Annotated in this window: 12 protein-coding genes; 4 read left to right on the forward strand and 8 right to left on the reverse strand. The window is 69.2% G+C overall.

Going from position 1 to position 15575, the window contains the following annotated elements:
- Positions 1 to 76 precede the first annotated feature (76 nt).
- The 3 genes from MRBLWH10_RS13160 to MRBLWH10_RS13170 all read right to left on the reverse strand — a co-directional run bounded on the left by MRBLWH10_RS13160 (position 77) and on the right by MRBLWH10_RS13170 (position 5030).
- A complete protein-coding gene (locus MRBLWH10_RS13160) occupies positions 77 to 2548 on the reverse strand; it encodes a S8 family peptidase (RefSeq protein WP_341940215.1) in 2472 nt (823 codons plus the stop codon).
- Positions 2549 to 2552: 4 nt separating this feature from the next.
- Entirely contained in the window at positions 2553 to 3731 is a 1179-nt protein-coding gene (locus tag MRBLWH10_RS13165; protein ID WP_341940216.1) for an ATP-binding protein, read from the reverse strand.
- Between the two features lie 537 nt (positions 3732 to 4268).
- Positions 4269 to 5030: a TetR/AcrR family transcriptional regulator gene (locus MRBLWH10_RS13170; RefSeq protein ID WP_341940217.1), complete on the reverse strand. Its 762-nt coding sequence runs from the start codon at positions 5028 to 5030 to the stop codon at positions 4269 to 4271.
- Between the two features lie 74 nt (positions 5031 to 5104).
- On the opposite strand from MRBLWH10_RS13170, the gene MRBLWH10_RS13175 reads away from it, so the two are divergent.
- From MRBLWH10_RS13175 to hrpB, 4 genes are all read left to right on the forward strand, one after another.
- Complete coding sequence (locus MRBLWH10_RS13175; protein WP_341940218.1) at positions 5105 to 5500, forward strand: VOC family protein; 396 nt, start codon at positions 5105 to 5107, stop codon at positions 5498 to 5500.
- Between the two features lie 70 nt (positions 5501 to 5570).
- On the forward strand, positions 5571 to 5999 hold the full coding sequence (locus MRBLWH10_RS13180) for a MarR family transcriptional regulator (RefSeq protein WP_105674730.1): 429 nt from the start codon (positions 5571 to 5573) through the stop codon (positions 5997 to 5999).
- Positions 6000 to 6186: 187 nt separating this feature from the next.
- Positions 6187 to 7767 (forward strand): SPFH domain-containing protein, encoded by a 1581-nt coding sequence (locus MRBLWH10_RS13185; protein WP_341940219.1) that lies wholly within the window; start codon positions 6187 to 6189, stop codon positions 7765 to 7767.
- 85 nt (positions 7768 to 7852) lie between these two features.
- Positions 7853 to 10408 (forward strand): ATP-dependent helicase HrpB, encoded by a 2556-nt coding sequence (gene hrpB / locus MRBLWH10_RS13190; protein WP_341940220.1) that lies wholly within the window; start codon positions 7853 to 7855, stop codon positions 10406 to 10408.
- A gap of 166 nt (positions 10409 to 10574) precedes the next feature.
- On the opposite strand, the gene MRBLWH10_RS13195 is transcribed toward hrpB, so the two are convergent.
- The 5 genes from MRBLWH10_RS13195 to MRBLWH10_RS13215 form a co-directional block, all read right to left on the reverse strand.
- Positions 10575 to 11309 (reverse strand): ABC transporter permease, encoded by a 735-nt coding sequence (locus MRBLWH10_RS13195; RefSeq protein WP_341940221.1) that lies wholly within the window; start codon positions 11307 to 11309, stop codon positions 10575 to 10577.
- Complete coding sequence (locus MRBLWH10_RS13200) at positions 11306 to 12067, reverse strand: ABC transporter ATP-binding protein (protein ID WP_341940222.1); 762 nt, start codon at positions 12065 to 12067, stop codon at positions 11306 to 11308. The genes MRBLWH10_RS13195 and MRBLWH10_RS13200 overlap by 4 nt, the downstream gene beginning before the upstream one ends.
- Before the next feature lie 300 nt (positions 12068 to 12367).
- Positions 12368 to 12964 (reverse strand): TetR family transcriptional regulator, encoded by a 597-nt coding sequence (locus MRBLWH10_RS13205; protein WP_341940223.1) that lies wholly within the window; start codon positions 12962 to 12964, stop codon positions 12368 to 12370.
- Positions 12965 to 13169: 205 nt separating this feature from the next.
- Positions 13170 to 13925, reverse strand: coding sequence for an AAA family ATPase (locus MRBLWH10_RS13210; RefSeq protein WP_341940224.1), 756 nt, complete (start codon positions 13923 to 13925; stop codon positions 13170 to 13172).
- Positions 13926 to 13979: 54 nt separating this feature from the next.
- Complete coding sequence (locus MRBLWH10_RS13215; RefSeq protein ID WP_341940225.1) at positions 13980 to 15476, reverse strand: L-serine ammonia-lyase, iron-sulfur-dependent, subunit alpha; 1497 nt, start codon at positions 15474 to 15476, stop codon at positions 13980 to 13982.
- Between the last annotated feature and the right edge of the window lie 99 nt (positions 15477 to 15575).

The following is a 15575-nucleotide window of genomic DNA, read 5'->3' on the forward strand; positions in this document are numbered from 1 at the left end:
CGGGCACACCGCTTCCTTGCAACCAAGCCCGCGAGACACGGCACCAAAGCACAGCCTCAAGCACCCGTCACGTTGCTCACGTCGTCGCGCGTGCCCGGATGCTCGTGCGAAGATCATCGGTGCGCACGCCGACAGCGTTGAGATTCTGGCGCATCTGAGCGAAAACCGGGGCCTGACGTTTCGGATCAGAGATCGTCAGAACGGCGGCGTACGGAATGCCGTCCACAGGCAGCGGCTCGTCTGCGCGTTCGAGGTAGTCCACCTGGAACCGCCAGTCCGCCGACGGGCCGCGCCCGCGCATGGTCGTCGTCTCGAACGACTTCACTAGCTGCCACTTCATTGATTCCAGTAGCAGGTCTCGCTCATTCTTGTGCGCCTTGTCAGGCTTCGGCACCGCGTTCACACGCTTGAGTCGAGTCGCGAACTTGTCGTCCTTCTGTCGCTGCTTCAGGTGCGCATCAATGTTCGCGCGCACCCGCTCATCCCCATGCTCGTAAGCGATGGGCGGGCACGCGACGAGCGTCAGCCGCGCCTTCCCACTGCATCGACCATCGTCGACAAGTGCGTCCGGCCACCGGAACTCGAACCAGTTGTCCTCGCCGGGGCGAATGACGCTGTCGACGACGAGAGTGATCTCCGAGTCGTCTCGCTGCAGCATCCTCTCAGCGGTTACCGGCATGCCGAAACCGATGAGATGCTGCGCGGCGGGCAGGAGAGTCTTATGCGTGTAGAGCATAGGAGTGTTCGCGAAGTGCACCATCAGCGCCAGTAGCACCTCCCGCGATACCGGCCCTTCGATCAAAGCATCCAGGTCGGCGAGTCGTCGCGCAACCAGCGGCGCGGCATAGCTCGTCCCGCATCCAGTCACCAGAGAACCAGCTCCGTCGACGGAGAGCATCCCCCGATTGCCGTCTGGGAGCGATGTCCCCGACCCTCCGATATGCGCGAAATCGGGTTTCGTTGCCCCTCGCAAACCCGGGCCACGGCGGCTGTACCTTGCCAGCGCAAGCGGGACCTGCCCGGCCAACTTCGGAGGGTTCAGTGCGCTCACAGAAACGTTCTGAAGGCTCTCGCCGGGCTCGGCGAGGAACCCGTCGGTGTCTGCAGCAAGAGCGGCGAGAGCGGTCGCCGGCGTCGTGTGCCATTCGGGGCGGATGTCGGCCGAGTCGAGATTTCCCGCAGAGATCACGAAGATGACGTCGTGAGTTCGGGCGATCTGGTCCAGGCGCTCCGCGGTCCACCCGTATGTCTGAGAGGTGCGAGGCGTGCGGACGTTGATACTGAGGTTGAACACGCGTACACCGTGGTCTCGTCTGTACGTCTCCACAGCCGCTTCGATCTCGTCGAAGAACTGTGCAATGCCGCCGGGATAGTAGCCGCTGAACGGGACACCGGTGTCGCCGGGGTCTGCGGGAAGGACGTCAACGTCGTAGATTAGGCAACCATGCTGCTGGTCCTCGGGGAAGGAAGGATTCATCCGCTTCTCCGCGATGAGAAGACCGGAGATGAACGTGCCGTGATCGGTATCGCGATCCGCGTCCGCAATTATGCCCCACCGCTCCCTCACCCATCCCTGCAGGTGAGGACCGACACCGCCGTCGATTACACCCACTTTCGTCAGCGGGTCCACCTCGGGTACCTCGAAGTAATAGTCCGGTGCCGGCTCGTTCAACGTGGCGCTCGCTCCGCGTTCGCCAGAGACGATGGGTGGCAGCGCGATGGAACGGACGATGGGATTCGTCCCCAGGGTGTGAAGGATGACCTCGTGGGTCTCCGCCGCAGTCAAAGCGCCACCTGTTTGGAATTCGAGAGCGGTCGCGTCATAGGCAACCGTGAGCGCGAGCGTGCGACCGACTCCGCGATCCTCGCTCAGTGATCGCTGTTCCAGCCCGGCGCGCTTCATCGTGTCATCCAACGCCGCCAGAGCCCGTTTCACCCCCACAGCGAGACTCGGGAAGTCCAGGGCGGACGTGATCGGGAAGCAGGTGATGATGTAACCACTGCCGGTACCAGCGCGCTGCAACCAGGCAACCGCGTCCACAGCACTGAACTCCCGGCGGTCCGCCTCAGACCACAGCGTCATCGACTCGATGGCGGACACCTCGCACCGGTTTCGGGTTGGGTTCGCCTTGAATTCACCAGTCTTCGCGTTGGTCTTGTCGACCACCACCGTCTCTGCCGCCTCGATGGCGGCGATGACCTTGTCGAGGGATTCCGGGGTGACGGCGAAGATCGGCTCCCCTACACCGGCGGTTCCCACCTGCGGGGTCCATCGGCTGCGAAAGAGCTTCGTCTGAGGACGGTGAGACTTCGCGATGGCGTCCCGCTGCATGGTGACTTTCACATGCCCAAGACCATTGAACCCAGGCGCCTGGACCAGCGAGGCTCGGATTGCTTTCGCGGCGGCGGCGAGAGCGTCACGGTGAGCGGCGAAGCCGTTGTTGTTGCCCTCGAAGAAGTCCGTACCGTTATCGACGGGTGGCGTGCGCTTCCTTTCGTCGCGTAGGGCTTCGTTGTTGAGCACGAGCTGCACGGGCGCGTTGGCCATGGGTTCACTCCTCCGTCACACGACGTTGAACGGTCTTGGTGCTGATGCTGTAGAGGTACGCCAGGTCGGTATAACTGAATCCAGCCGCGTGGAGGCGTTTCACTTGCTTCGCCTCCTCGAGGCGAAGCAAGTCGAGCACTTCGTCGCTGATGTGGACAGAAGTGGACTCGGCCACCTGCGCGACGGTGACAGCCGGGGGTGCCGCTGCCACCTCGTGGAACAGCCGCCGCTTGCGGTATTTCGTTGCCAAGGTCCGAAGTTCCGCGCCTGATAGGCCCTCCGCCACCCAGGACAGCAGGTGGGCTTCTGCGTGGGCGTTCTCGCCCGCATCATCCAGTGAACGCAATGCAATCTGCACACGCTGCTTGAAAGCGGGCTTCGGGATCGCGAGCTGCACCTCGAACCGACGCCAGATCGCCGGATCCAGCAGCGCTTCGTGATTGGTGAGCGCAATGGTCACCCCGAGCCCGAAACGCACGTCCATGTTCTGAAGCAGCGCGTTGACCACACGCTTGATCTCCCCGACCTCGTTGGGGTCGTCCCGCACCTTGGCGATGGCGTCGAATTCATCGAGAACGAGCACGCAGTCGTACCGGTTCGCGAACGTGAACAGGGTTCCGAGATTGCGGGCGGTCGTGCCGAGGAACGAACTGATGAGACCGTCAAGGCGCGCAAGGACGACGGGGCGGCCCAATTGCTGCGCGAGCCACAACGCAAGAGTGGTCTTGCCAGTCCCAGGCGCGCCGTACACGAGTAGCGAAGGGGATGGGGAAAGTCCCGCCGCGCGGATACGCTCGGCGTTCATCCACTCCATCAGTAGCGCGTCGATGTTCGCCTGGACGGCGTCCGGAAACAACGGCAGGGTCGCGACGATGTCGTCAGGCATGACGACGGTCGCCAACGGAGCCGACGAATCCTTATCGACAGGGATGGCCGTCTGCCTGCTCAGGCTCTCGAGCCCGGTTGTGAGCGCCGGCGCGCGGGTGCTCTGAGTCAGCCGGCTGGGGGCTACCTCCGTGCTTCCGGTGCGCTGGCTGAGGAGCTTGTTGAGGGTTGCGGCTTGCTTGCTGTCACCGTCTGCGACGAGAGCGTTCACGAGACGTTGAACCTGGTGGTTCAGGCGCTCGGAGTCGTTCCCCAGTGCGACGCGGACAAGTGAGGTGACAATCGGGAAGTGCTCCATGATGGACAGCCTAGAGGCTGCCCCGGACATTATTGGGCAGCAACTGGACACCAGAGCGCTCCGAAGAGACGGATCTAACGATCATCAGGACGCAGGAGGCCATATCGCGTGGCTCTCACCGCGAGCGTGCCCGGTCGGGAGACTGAGTTGTCGACCCAGGCGCGGCGCGATGCTGAACTCGCCTAGCGAGGCGCACGGCCGAAGGATGTGATCCTGGCGCGGTCGGTGGTAGCAGCGCCCAACCCGGCGAAACTACAGATCGGTTGGCAAAAACTACAGATGCCGTGTCACAACCACAGGATCGATGGCAAAAACTACAGATGCGCTGACAACGGACACGATGACTGTCACAGATTTCCGTGATCAAACCGTTGCATTCGTTACCTCGCCGTTATAGAGTGATCGCACGGTGAATGTTTGCTGTGGCATCCACCTCATGTGATTGCAGGACCTCTTGGTGCAAGGGACAAGGGCCGGTCGGAAGCCTCTCCGATCGGCCCTTACTGCGTCCGGTCACGCCGCGACGGATCCGCCTCGTCAGCCGGCGTCGATGAGCGCAGCGAGTCCGTCGAGGGTCCGCGTGAGACCGAACCGCCAGGCCCGCCCGGCATCCCATGCGCTTCCCTGCGCCTCACCCGCGGCCGCTCCGATGCGCGCAGCCCGGGGATAGACCGCAGGGTCGAACGCACGCGCGAGCAGGGGCTGGTTGGCGGCCCACCACTCGGCGTCGCTGAGGGCCGTGTCGGTCGTCGCGCGATCGGCGTCATGAGCCGCGCGACAGTGCGACTGCACGAACCCGAGCAGGTAGGCGAGAGCCGCATCGACGTCGACGTCGGAGAGACCGGCGCCGTCGAACGCCGACAGCTCGTGCTCGTACTTCGCCATCACGCCGGGTCCGAGCGGAGGGCGGCTGAGCGCGGCGACCTCGGTCAGCCACGGATGCGCGGCCAGCAGCATCCGGTTGGACTCCGCCACCGCCTCGAGCCGCTCGCGCCAGGACTGCGCACCCCAGTCCGGACGCTCCATCGACAGGTAGAGGGCGTCGACCATGAGGTCGAGCAGCTCGGGCTTTCCAGGGACGTAGGTGTACACCGACATCGTCGACACCCCGACCCGTTCGGCGACGGCGCGCATCGTGACGGCCGCGAGCCCTTCGTCGTCGGCGAGAGCCAGCGCCGCCGCGACAATCTTCGCCGCGGTGATCGACCGGGCCGGCCCCTTGCGCGGCTCGACCGGCTGACCCCACAGGAGGGCGAGCGTCCTGCTCGGCTCACCGGATCCGGTGCGTTCTGACGTCACGGGAATGATCTTGCCACGTCTGCGTTGTATCAGCTACATTGTACGCCGTACAACGTTACCGAAAGGGAGATCCCATGCAGATCATCTCGTCCGCTCTCTCACTCAACGTCCCCGACGTCGAGGCCTCCGCCGCCTGGGCGCAGACCCACCTGGGCTTCTCGGTCGCCATGTCGGCCGACGGGTTCAGCTCCCTCAGCCACCCGCAGGCCGGCTTCCACCTCATCTACCTGCGCACCGGACTCTCCACCTTCAGGCCCGCATCGCAGGCGGGATCGGCATCCGGCCTGCTCGTCGTCTTCACCGTCGACGACATCGACGCGGACTACGCGCGGCTGCGCGAGACGGGCGTCGACATCGTGACGCCCATCGAGACCGAACCGTGGGGAGAGCGCTATTTCCAGATGGCCGACCCGAACGGCGTGATCTATCAGCTCGTGCAGTGGATGACTCCCGAGCACGACCAGGGCTGACCGACCGGGGCCGGCCGGACCCTTCCGGTCGGCCCCGCCCGTGTCGGCGGCTCCCAGTACGCTGTTCTCCATGACCGATCGCAAACTCGCTCTCGAGGCATGGGAGAGCCTGTTCCGCGCGCAGCACGAACTGTTCGACGAGATGGTCCAGGACTTCGACGACGCCCACCTCACCCAGGCCGAGTACGACGTGCTGCTCACGGTCACCCGCTCCCCCGAGATGACCTCGCGGCTGCGCGACGTCACGGGCAACATGCTGATCAGTCAGCCCAGCGTCTCCCGTCTGGTGGACCGCATGGTCACCCGCGGGCTCATCGCCAAGTGCCCCGACCCCGACGACGGCCGCGGAGCCCTCATCAGGGCGACGGATGCCGGCGCCAGGGCGTTCCGCGCCCTCGCGACGGTGCACGGCCGCTCGATCGCGGACCGCATGTCGCGCCTCGACGACGACGAGCTCCGCACCCTCCGCGACCTCGCCGAGAAGCTGCGCCGGCGCTGACCTCCTGAGCCGCGCGCACCCGCACGCTTCTTCTCGCCGAACGCCCGACTTCTCGCCGAACGCGCGACGCTTAGACTGAACGACCCTTCAGCGGCCCCCGCGCATTTCTGGCAGGGTGGAACCGAGTGCCGGCATCTCCGCGTCGGCATCGCAGACCACCCCCGAGGGGGGCAAAGGGAGGTCATCCATGGAGATCGCCGGAATCGTCGGCATCCTCATCATCGTCGGGATCGCGGTCGTCATCGTCGTCGTCCTGCTCCTGATCCTGCTGCTGTTCGCACGCAGCTGGATCAAGGTCGCCAGAGCTGACGAGGCTCTCGTCATCTCCGGGCGCAAACAGAAGGTGCAGCGAGCCATCATCTCGGCCGACGGATCGAGCCGCGCCGAGATGGAGGAGTCCCCCGTCACGGTCATCGTGAACGGCAAGTCGCTCGTCAACCCGATCACGCAGCGCCACGAGATCATCTCCCTGCGCTCGCGGCAGGTGTCGCTCAACGCCGAGGCGCAGTCGCTCGACAGCGTCACCCTCAACGTCGACGGCGTCGCGATCGTGAAGATCGGCTCCGACCCGCTGTACGTGCGCCGCGCCGCCGAGCGCTTCGCCTCGCAGGACAAGGCGATCGAGCAGTTCACCACCGAGCAGCTCGAGGGCGCCCTGCGCGGCATCGTCGCCACGCTCTCGGTCGTCGAGCTCATGCGCGAGCGCAAGAAGTTCTCCGACCAGATCGCCGCCGACGTCTCGCAGGAGCTCGCCGAGCAGGGCCTCATCCTCGACTCGTTCCAGATCAAGGGCATCACCGACAAGGTCGGCTACATCCAGTCGCTCGGCGCCCCCGAGATCCAGGCGAAGCGACAGGCCGCGGAGATCTCGCAGACCAACGCCGACCGTGCGATCAACCAGAAGAACATCGCCAACCAGGAAGCGAACCTGATCGAGCAGACCGCGCTCGACACCAACACCGCGAACGCCAACGCCGGAATCGGCCGGGCCCGCGCCGAGGCCGAGCAGGCCGAGAACCTCACGCGCGCGCAGACCGAGCAGGCGGTGCTCCAGCAGCAGGCCGAGAACAAGCAGGCCCAGCTGGATGCCGACGTCAAGCGCGTCGCCGACGCGCAGCGGTACGAGGCGGAGACCCGCGCACAGGCCGAGCTGTACACGCGCGAGCGTGCGGCTGAGGCCGCGGCGATCGAGCAGGTCAAGCAGGCAGAGGCCCGCACCCGCATCGCTGAGCAGCAGGCCCAGGCCGACCAGGCGAAGGCCGCCGGTGAGGCTGCGGCCGCGATCGCCCGTGCGACCGGTGAGGCCGACGCGCTCCGCGCCCAGGCCGAGGCAGAGGCAGAGGCCCGCCGTCTGCGCGCCAACGCCGAGGCCGACGCCATCCGCGCCGAGGGCGAGGCGCGCGCGGCAGCCGTCGAGGCCGAGGCGAAGGCCATCGCGTCGAACCAGGACGCGTTCCTCTCGCAGCGCGTGCTCGAGACCCTCCCCGCGATCATGGCCGAGTTCGCCAAGGGTTACTCGACCATCGGCAACGTGTCGATCATCGGCGGTTCCGGAGACGGCGCGTCGGAACTCGTCGGCGCCGACAGCGCCAAGGCGCTGAAGTCGGTCTTCGACAGCGTCAGCGCGGCGACCGGACTCGACCTCGCGTCGATCATCCAGGGTCAGGCCGTCGGACGCGGGATCGGCGCCGGCGTCGCCGCGGCCGCCCCCGCGCCCGCCAAGCGCGAGCCGAAGCCGACCACTCCTCCGCCTCCCGCAGCGGAGTAGTCGAGCAGACACGCAGACGAGCGGATGCCGCGGCCGGTTCGGTCGCGGCATCCGTCGTCTTCCCGGCGATGCCTAGACTCGGAGGATGACGGAGACGCGCGCCTTCGACCTCGCCGCTCTCGGCGCAGGTCTCTCGTTCTCCGCCGGTCTCCACGCCGTCTCCTCCGCTCTCGACGAGAGCACCGCGGTGGTCGTCAGCGCCCCTCCCGGTACCGGCAAGACCACGCTCGTGCCGCCGCTGCTGGCGAACCGCTCCGCGGGGCGCGTGATCGTCACCCAGCCGCGCCGGGTCGCCGCCCGCTCCGCCGCCCGACGGCTCGCACAGCTCGACGGCACGGCCCTCGGCGGCCGAGTCGGATTCACGGTGCGCGGCGAGCGCCAGGCCGGGCGGGACACGCGCGTCGAGTTCGTCACCGCCGGCGTGCTGCTGCGGCGGATGCTGGACGACCCCGGCCTCGACGGCGTCGACGCCGTGATCATCGACGAGGTGCACGAGCGCGCGTTGGAGACGGATCTCCTGGTCGGCCTGCTCTCCGAGGTCCGCGAGCTCCGAGACGACCTCGTGCTCGTCGCGATGTCGGCCACGCTCGACGCCGACCGCATCGCCGCGGTCATCGGAACGGACGGCACGCCCGCCCCTGTGGTCGATCACGACGTCCCCGCCTTCCCCCTCACCGAACGCTGGGCACCGAGCCCGGCCCCGCGTCTCGACGATCGCGGGGTGACGTGGGCCTTCCTCGATCACGTCGCACGCACCACTGCATCCGCGGCTCGGGACCTGACCCGTGACGACTCGACAGCCGACGTGCTGGTGTTCGCCCCCGGTGCCCGCGAGGTGTCCGAGGTCGCCCGACGTCTCAGATACACCGGCGGCGGGTTCGACGTGCGGGAGCTGCACGGGCAGCTGCGCGCGAGCGAGCAGGATGCCGTGATCCGCGGTCGCCGCCCGGAGGAGCCGCCGCGCATCATCGTCACCACCTCGCTCGCGGAGTCCTCGCTCACGGTTCCCGGTGTGCGTCTCGTCGTCGACAGCTGCCTGTCCCGCCATCCGCAGCGCGATGCGGTGCGCGGGATGACCGGACTTGTCACGGCGGCGGCATCCAGAGCGACCTGCGTGCAGCGCGCCGGACGCGCGAACCGCCAGGGCCCGGGGACCGTGATCCGCTGCGTCGACGAACGCACGTACGCGGCCGCTCCCGCACGTCCGGCCCCGGAGATCGCGACGAGCGATCTCGCCGACGCCGCGCTGCTGCTCAGCTGCTGGGGAGCACCGGGCGGGTCGGGCCTGCGTCTGATCGACCCGCTGCCCGCCGACGCTCTGGACGACGCCCTGTCCGTGCTGCGCGGTCTCGGGGCGATCGACGACGACGGCCGCGCCACCGACGACGGCCGCGCACTCGCCCGCATCCCGGCCGATCCGCGGCTCGCCCGCGCCCTCCGCGACGGCAGCCCCCTGGTCGGCAGCCGGCTCGCCGCCGAGGTCGTCGCGCTGCTGGGCGGCGACGTGCGCATCGCGGACTCCGACGTCGCCAGGGCGCTCATCGACCTCCGCGGAGCCCGCAGTCCGGAGGCCCGGAGGTGGAGCAGCGACGTCGATCGCCTGCAGCGTCTGGTCTCCGCGACGCCTGATGCCCGCTCCGGTCTCGACGGCGCCGGACTCGTCGTCGCCCTGGCCTTCCCCGAGCGGATCGCCCGCCGCGTCGAGCGCACGGCCGAGGGCGCGACGTACCTGCTGGCATCCGGCACCCGCGCCGGGCTGCGCGGTCCCCTGGCGTCGGCCGAGTGGCTGGCTGTGGCCGACGTCACGCGCGCGACCGGACGCGCAGCCGCGGGATCCGGCGCCATCGTGCGATCCGCCGCCGTGCTCAGCGAACAGCAGCGTGACGATGCCGCGAGCCATCTGCTGACCGATCGCGTCGAGGCGGAGTTCGTCGGCGGTCGGGTGCAGGCCCGCCGCGAACGCCGCGTCGGAGCGATCGTGCTCTCCTCCTCCCCGGTGCGCGCGTCGGCGGAGGCCGGGCGCGAGGCGGTCCGTCGGGCGATCGGACGAGATGGACTGAGCATGTTCACCTGGTCGGATGCCGCCGACGGACTGCGCCGCCGCCTGGCGCTGCTGCATCGCGAGTGCGGGTCGCCCTGGCCTGACGTCTCCGACGCCGCTCTGCTCGCCACGCTCGACGGGTGGTTCGCGCCGGAGCTCGACGCCTTGGCCGGCGGCGCCCCGACCGCGAGAGTGGACCTGGCCCCCGCCCTCCGCCGCCTGCTGCCCTGGCCGGAGGCCGCGCGGCTGGACGAGCTCGCGCCGGAACGTCTCGAGGTGCCCACCGGTTCCCGCATCCGCATCGCCTACCCGCCCATCGACGACCCCGGCGCACGCCCCGTCGTCGCCGTGAAGCTGCAGGAGTGCTTCGGCTGGGCCGAGACCCCGCGGCTCGCCGACGGCAGGGTTCCCGTGCTCTTCCACCTGCTCTCCCCCGCCGGACGCCCCCTCGCGGTGACCGACGATCTCGCGTCGTTCTGGTCGGGTCCGTATGCGCAGGTGCGTGCGGAGATGCGCGGGCGCTACCCCAAGCATCCGTGGCCCGAAGACCCCTGGGATGCTGCGCCGACCAGGCACACCAAGAACCGCGCCGCGCGGTGAGACCGCCCGACCTCAGCCTCCATCCCGGCCGGCTCCCCTCGCTCGGGCACCCGGGCACAGATTCGGAGATGGCCGCCGACACGCCGACGGGCGGCACCCTGAACACGGAGTGTCGGCATCCGCGTCCGAAATCGTGCCCGCCCCTGCTCGACGTCGTGCGCTGCGCTCAGCGCGTGCGCCTCCGCAACGTCAGCGCCGCCAGCACCAGCGCGCCCACCGCGAACGCCGCGACCACGAGCAGCGGCCCGTACACGTCCCATCCCTCGTCACCGGCCGTGACCGCGCCGATCGCATCGATCGCGTAGCTCAGCGGCAGCCAGTCCGAGATCGCGTGCAGCACGTCGGGCATCTGATCCCTCGGCATGAAGAGTCCACCGAGGATGATCTGCGGGAACACGAGCAGCGGCATGAACTGCACCGCCTGGAACTCGGTCTGCGCGAAGGCGCTCGCGAGCAGCCCGAGCGCGGTGCCGAGCAGCGCGTCGACCACGGCGACGAGGCCGAGCTGCCACAGCGGACCCTCGACGTCGAGTCCGCACACCCCGACTGCGAACGACACCGTGATCACGGCCTGCAGCACCGCCATGAGACCGAACGCGAACGCGTATCCGAGGATGAAGTCGGCCTTGCCGAGGGGTGTCGTCATGAGCCGTTCGAGCGTGCCGGAGCGACGCTCCCGCAGCGTCGTGATCGAGGTGATCAGGAACATCACGATGAACGGGAACAGCGCGAGGATCGCCCCGCCGAAGCGGTCGAAGACGCCGTCCTGGTCGCTGAACAGCCACGCGAACAGCCCGACCAGCAGGCTCGGCGCGATCAGCATCAGCGCGATGGAGCGCGGATCGTGTCGCAGCTGCCCGAGCACGCGTGCGGCGGTGGCGAGCATCCGTCGGCCGTTCATTCCGACACCTCCCTGCGGCTGCGGCGGCCCGACCCGTGGGCTGCATGGTCCCTCTCGATCAGGGCGAGGAACGCGGCCTCCGGATCGGACGTCCCGGTGTCATCGAGCAGCGCCCGCGGGGTCGTGTCGGCGATGATGCGGCCGTCGCGCATGAGCAGCAGCCGGTCGCAGCGCAGCGCCTCGTCCATGACGTGACTCGACACGATCATCGTCACGCCGCGATCGGCCAGTGCGCGGAACAGCCCCCAGAGCTCGGCCCGGAGGACGGGGTCGAGGCCCACGGTCGGCTCGTCCAGCACGACGAGCTCCGGAGCGCCGATCAGCGCCATCGCGAGAGACACCCGCGTGGACTGCCCACCACTGAGGGACTCGACGAGCTGCCCCGCCTGATCGCGGAGACCGACCTCGTCGATGACGCGGTCGACGTCTCCCTTCGGCGCCCTCAGCAGCGCCGCGAGGTACGACAGGTTCTGCCGCACGGTCAGATCCCCGTAGACCGCGGCCCCCTGCGTCCCATAGGCGACGCGATTCCGCAGGCGTGCCGAGCCACCGGGCTCGCCGAGCACGGAGACCTCACCCGAGGCGATCCGCTGCACGCCGACGATCGATCTCATCAGCGTCGTCTTGCCGCACCCCGACGGGCCGAGGAGCCCCGTGATCTCTCCGCGCGGGATCGTCAGGTCGATGCCGTCGAACACGCGCGTCCGCCCCCGCCGCACCCGCAGCTGGGTGATCTCGACCGCCGAGTTATTCATCATGTGATGAATTATGCGCCCGGGCGCCGCCGAGGTCAATGGATGTCGTGGCGGGGCGGACTCATCTGCGCCCGGACACAACTTCGGACCTCACCCCGGGCACAACTTCGGACCTCGATTCCGACACGCCGCATCGGAGGGCCGGCCACGGCGTGTCGCCCACTCCACTCCGAAGCTGTGCCCGGGGCACGGCATCATCTCCGCACCGCACCGCACGAATCGGCCGAGACGAGGGCGCCACGGCATCCCCTCCACACCGGGCCAGTCGGCAGAGACACGGGGGATGCCGCGGCATCCGTCGCGTCAGCCGAAGAGGTACCGCTGCACCGTCGGTGCGACCCTGGCGACGAGCTCGTCGATCGGCGCCGCCGTCAGCGCGGGGAGCTTCACGACGTACCGTGCGATGAGGAGCCCCGCCACCTGGGAGGCGACGAGGCTGGCGCGCAGCTGCGCATCGTCGACGCCGAGGGTCTTGGCGATGCGTCCGATCAGCTCGCGCGAGAGGAACCCCGCCAGCAGCGGCGTCGTGAGCTTGCTGCCGATCGCGGTGCGGATGAGCATGACCCCGCGGCGGCGGATCTCCGGCTGCTCGAACGAGTCCAACAGGTAGCGGATGAGCCGCTCCCCCACCTCGTCCTGCGGGCCGGCGAGGATCGCGGGCACGTCGATGTCGGGCCGGAGCGGGATGCCGACGGCCTCGGCGAACAGATCGGCCTTGGTGCCGAAATAGTGGTGCACGAGCGCGGAGTCCACCCCGGCGCGCGCGGCGATCGAACGGATCGTGGAGCCGTCGTATCCGTGCTCGCCGAACTCGTCGACCGCCGCCCCGATGATCCGCTCCCGCGAGTCCGTTCCTCCGCGGGGGCGTCCGCGGCGCCGCGGCGCTCTCGACTCGGTCATGCTCGACAGCCTACGACCCCGGTGACCGCGCCCCGCCGTCGGCACCTGCGTTCAGGTGACCGCGGTCCGCGCCCCGCCGTCGGCGACCGCGGCCCGCCGCCCCGCCGTCGCCGCCTACGTTCAGGTGACCGCGCCACGCGGCCTGCCGCCCCGCCGCCGGCGCCCCGCCACCCCGCGGCCTGTGGCCCCGCCGCCGCACATGCGCTCAGGCGAGGAGGTGCCGCAGGTAGCGCTCCGGCGAGTCGAGGAACGACCGCCAGTGGTTCACGAGCTCGAGGTCGTTCCACGCGGCGGGGCGGATGCCCCAGTCACCGACCTCGAGGATCTGCGCACCGGGAAGGGCGGCGAGCACCGGCGAGTGCGTGGCGCACAGCACCTGACCGCCGTCGTCGACGATGCGCTGGAGCACGGCGATGAGCGCGAGCGTCGACTGGAACGACAGCGCCGCCTCGGGCTCGTCGAGACAGTAGAAGCCGGGCTCGTCGAAGCGGCTCTCCAGGATCGCCAGGAACGACTCTCCGTGACTCATCTCATGGAACGGGATGTCGGGACCCCTCGTCGACGGATTCTCTTCGAGGTACGTGTAGAACGAGTGCATCGTCTCGGCCCGCAGGAAGAAGCCCCAGCGGTTGGCCCCCACGCCGCGCTGCAGTCGGATCCAGTCCGACAGCGGGGACTCGGTCGGGCGGGTGCTGTGCATGGCCTGACGGGAACCGCCCTCGGGCGAGAGCCCGTAGGCCACGGCGACCCCCTCGACGATGGTCGACTTGCCGCTGCCGTTCTCGCCCACCAGGAAGGTCACTCCTGGGGCGAGGTCGATGCCGTCACGCAGCACCTGCGCGACGGCGGGGATGCTGGTCGGCCACTGCCGGCTCGGCGCCGGAGCGTCGTCGGCGGGGCGCACCGCCACCACCGGCTGCTCGCGGCGACGCCTGCTGCCGGCCTTCCAGATCGACTCCATGCCACCTCCTCCGAGGAGGCTACCCGGAGCCGCTGACAGGAGACGGGGATGCCGTCAGCACTCGATGACGTTGACCGCGAGGCCGCCCTCGCTGGTCTCCTTGTACTTCGTCGACATGTCGAGTCCGGTCTGGCGCATGGTCTCGACGACGGCATCCAGGGAGACGTAGTGGCTGCCGTCGCCGCGCAGGGCGAGGCGGGTCGCGGTGACGGCGGTCGACGCCGCGATCGCGTTGCGCTCGATGCAGGGGATCTGCACGAGGCCCCCGATGGGGTCGCACGTGAGCCCGAGATGGTGCTCCATCGCGATCTCCGCGGCGTTCTCGATCTGCCGGTTGGTGCCGCCCATGACGGCGGTGAGCCCGCCGGCGGCCATGGCGCACGCCGATCCGACCTCGGCCTGGCATCCGCCCTCCGCGCCGGAGATCGAGGCGTTCGCCTTGAACAGCGATCCCAGAGCGGTCGCGGTGAGCAGGAAGCGGCGGATGCCACGGCGGCGGTTCGCCTCGGCGACGGCGTCGGGGTCTTCGATCGCGCCGACCGCGACGAGCGACGCCTCCGCGCCGAAGCCGAGCAGGGCGCTGCCGACGAGCTCGCCGTAGGGGGTCACCGCGTTGCCCGCGCCGAGACCAGAGTCGGCGAGGAAGCGCCACCAGTACATCGCGACGGCGGGCAGGATGCCTGCCGCACCGTTCGTCGGGGCCGTGACCACGCGTCCGCCGGCGGCGTTCTCCTCGTTCACCGCGAGAGCGAAGGCGCCCAGCCATTCGCCCGGGAGCTCCCGGTGGCCGTCCGCCTCCGAGGCGTCGAGCTGCGCGCGGATCGTTCCCGCGCGACGCTTCACCTTGAGGATGCCGGGAAGGACGCCGTCGGCGTGCAGCCCTGCGTCGACGCATGCGGCCATCGCGTCCCAGATCGCGTCCAGCCCCGCGGCGACCTCCTCCTCGCTGCGCATCGCGGTCTCGTTGAGACGCGCGAGCTCGGCGATCGTGAGCCCGTTCTCATCGCACAGCGCGAGGAGGGACGCGGCATCCGCATACGAGTAGGGCAGGGCGGCGGTGGAGAGCTTCGCCTCCTCGCCGTCGCGGCGGATGAAGCCGCCGCCGATCGAGTAGTAGGTCTCCTCCGCGACGGTGCCGCCGTCGGCATCCCAGGCCGTGATGGTCATGGCGTTCGGGTGACCCGGGAGGCGCGTGCGGGGCGCGAAGACGATGTCGTCCTTGCTGAACGCCACCTCGTGCGTGCCGTTCAGGCGGAGCGACGCCCCCGCGGGGAAGTCGGTCCACGCCGAGCGGACATCGGCGGGGTCGCAGGTCTCCGGGGCGAGTCCGCGGAGTCCGGCGACGACGGCATCCGGCGTCCCGTGACCGATGCCGGTGGCGCCGAGTGAGCCGTAGAGCGTGCTGCCGACCCTGGTGACGCGGTCGATCGCATCGGTCGCTCCGAGCCGCCCGGCGAACTCGAGAGCCGCCCGCATCGGGCCGACCGTATGGGAGCTCGAGGGCCCCACTCCGATGGAGAACAGGTCGAAGGCCGAGACGTACGCAGTCACCGTCTCAGCCTACGCCCCGCGCCCTCGGCGGCGGCGTGTCTCCGCGATCTCGACGTGCGTCTACCTCCACCGGTCGACGCGCGCAAGGCCGTTCCCCTC

Origin of the sequence: Microbacterium sp. LWH10-1.2, assembly GCF_038397765.1 — a bacterium.
Classification (GTDB): domain Bacteria; phylum Actinomycetota; class Actinomycetes; order Actinomycetales; family Microbacteriaceae; genus Microbacterium; species Microbacterium natoriense.

What these genes read in the sequence shown, in the direction of transcription:
- MRBLWH10_RS13160 (WP_341940215.1), bottom strand. Translation starts at nt 2,548, where the DNA reads ATGGCCAACGCGCCCGTGCAGCTCGTGCTCAACAACGAAGCCCTACGC.
- MRBLWH10_RS13165 (WP_341940216.1), bottom strand. Translation starts at nt 3,731, where the DNA reads ATGGAGCACTTCCCGATTGTCACCTCACTTGTCCGCGTCGCACTGGGG.
- MRBLWH10_RS13175 (WP_341940218.1), top strand. Translation starts at nt 5,105, where the DNA reads ATGCAGATCATCTCGTCCGCTCTCTCACTCAACGTCCCCGACGTCGAG.
- MRBLWH10_RS13180 (WP_105674730.1), top strand. Translation starts at nt 5,571, where the DNA reads ATGACCGATCGCAAACTCGCTCTCGAGGCATGGGAGAGCCTGTTCCGC.
- MRBLWH10_RS13185 (WP_341940219.1), top strand. Translation starts at nt 6,187, where the DNA reads ATGGAGATCGCCGGAATCGTCGGCATCCTCATCATCGTCGGGATCGCG.
- hrpB (WP_341940220.1), top strand. Translation starts at nt 7,853, where the DNA reads ATGACGGAGACGCGCGCCTTCGACCTCGCCGCTCTCGGCGCAGGTCTC.
- MRBLWH10_RS13195 (WP_341940221.1), bottom strand. Translation starts at nt 11,309, where the DNA reads ATGAACGGCCGACGGATGCTCGCCACCGCCGCACGCGTGCTCGGGCAG.
- MRBLWH10_RS13200 (WP_341940222.1), bottom strand. Translation starts at nt 12,067, where the DNA reads ATGATGAATAACTCGGCGGTCGAGATCACCCAGCTGCGGGTGCGGCGG.
- MRBLWH10_RS13205 (WP_341940223.1), bottom strand. Translation starts at nt 12,964, where the DNA reads ATGACCGAGTCGAGAGCGCCGCGGCGCCGCGGACGCCCCCGCGGAGGA.
- MRBLWH10_RS13210 (WP_341940224.1), bottom strand. Translation starts at nt 13,925, where the DNA reads ATGGAGTCGATCTGGAAGGCCGGCAGCAGGCGTCGCCGCGAGCAGCCG.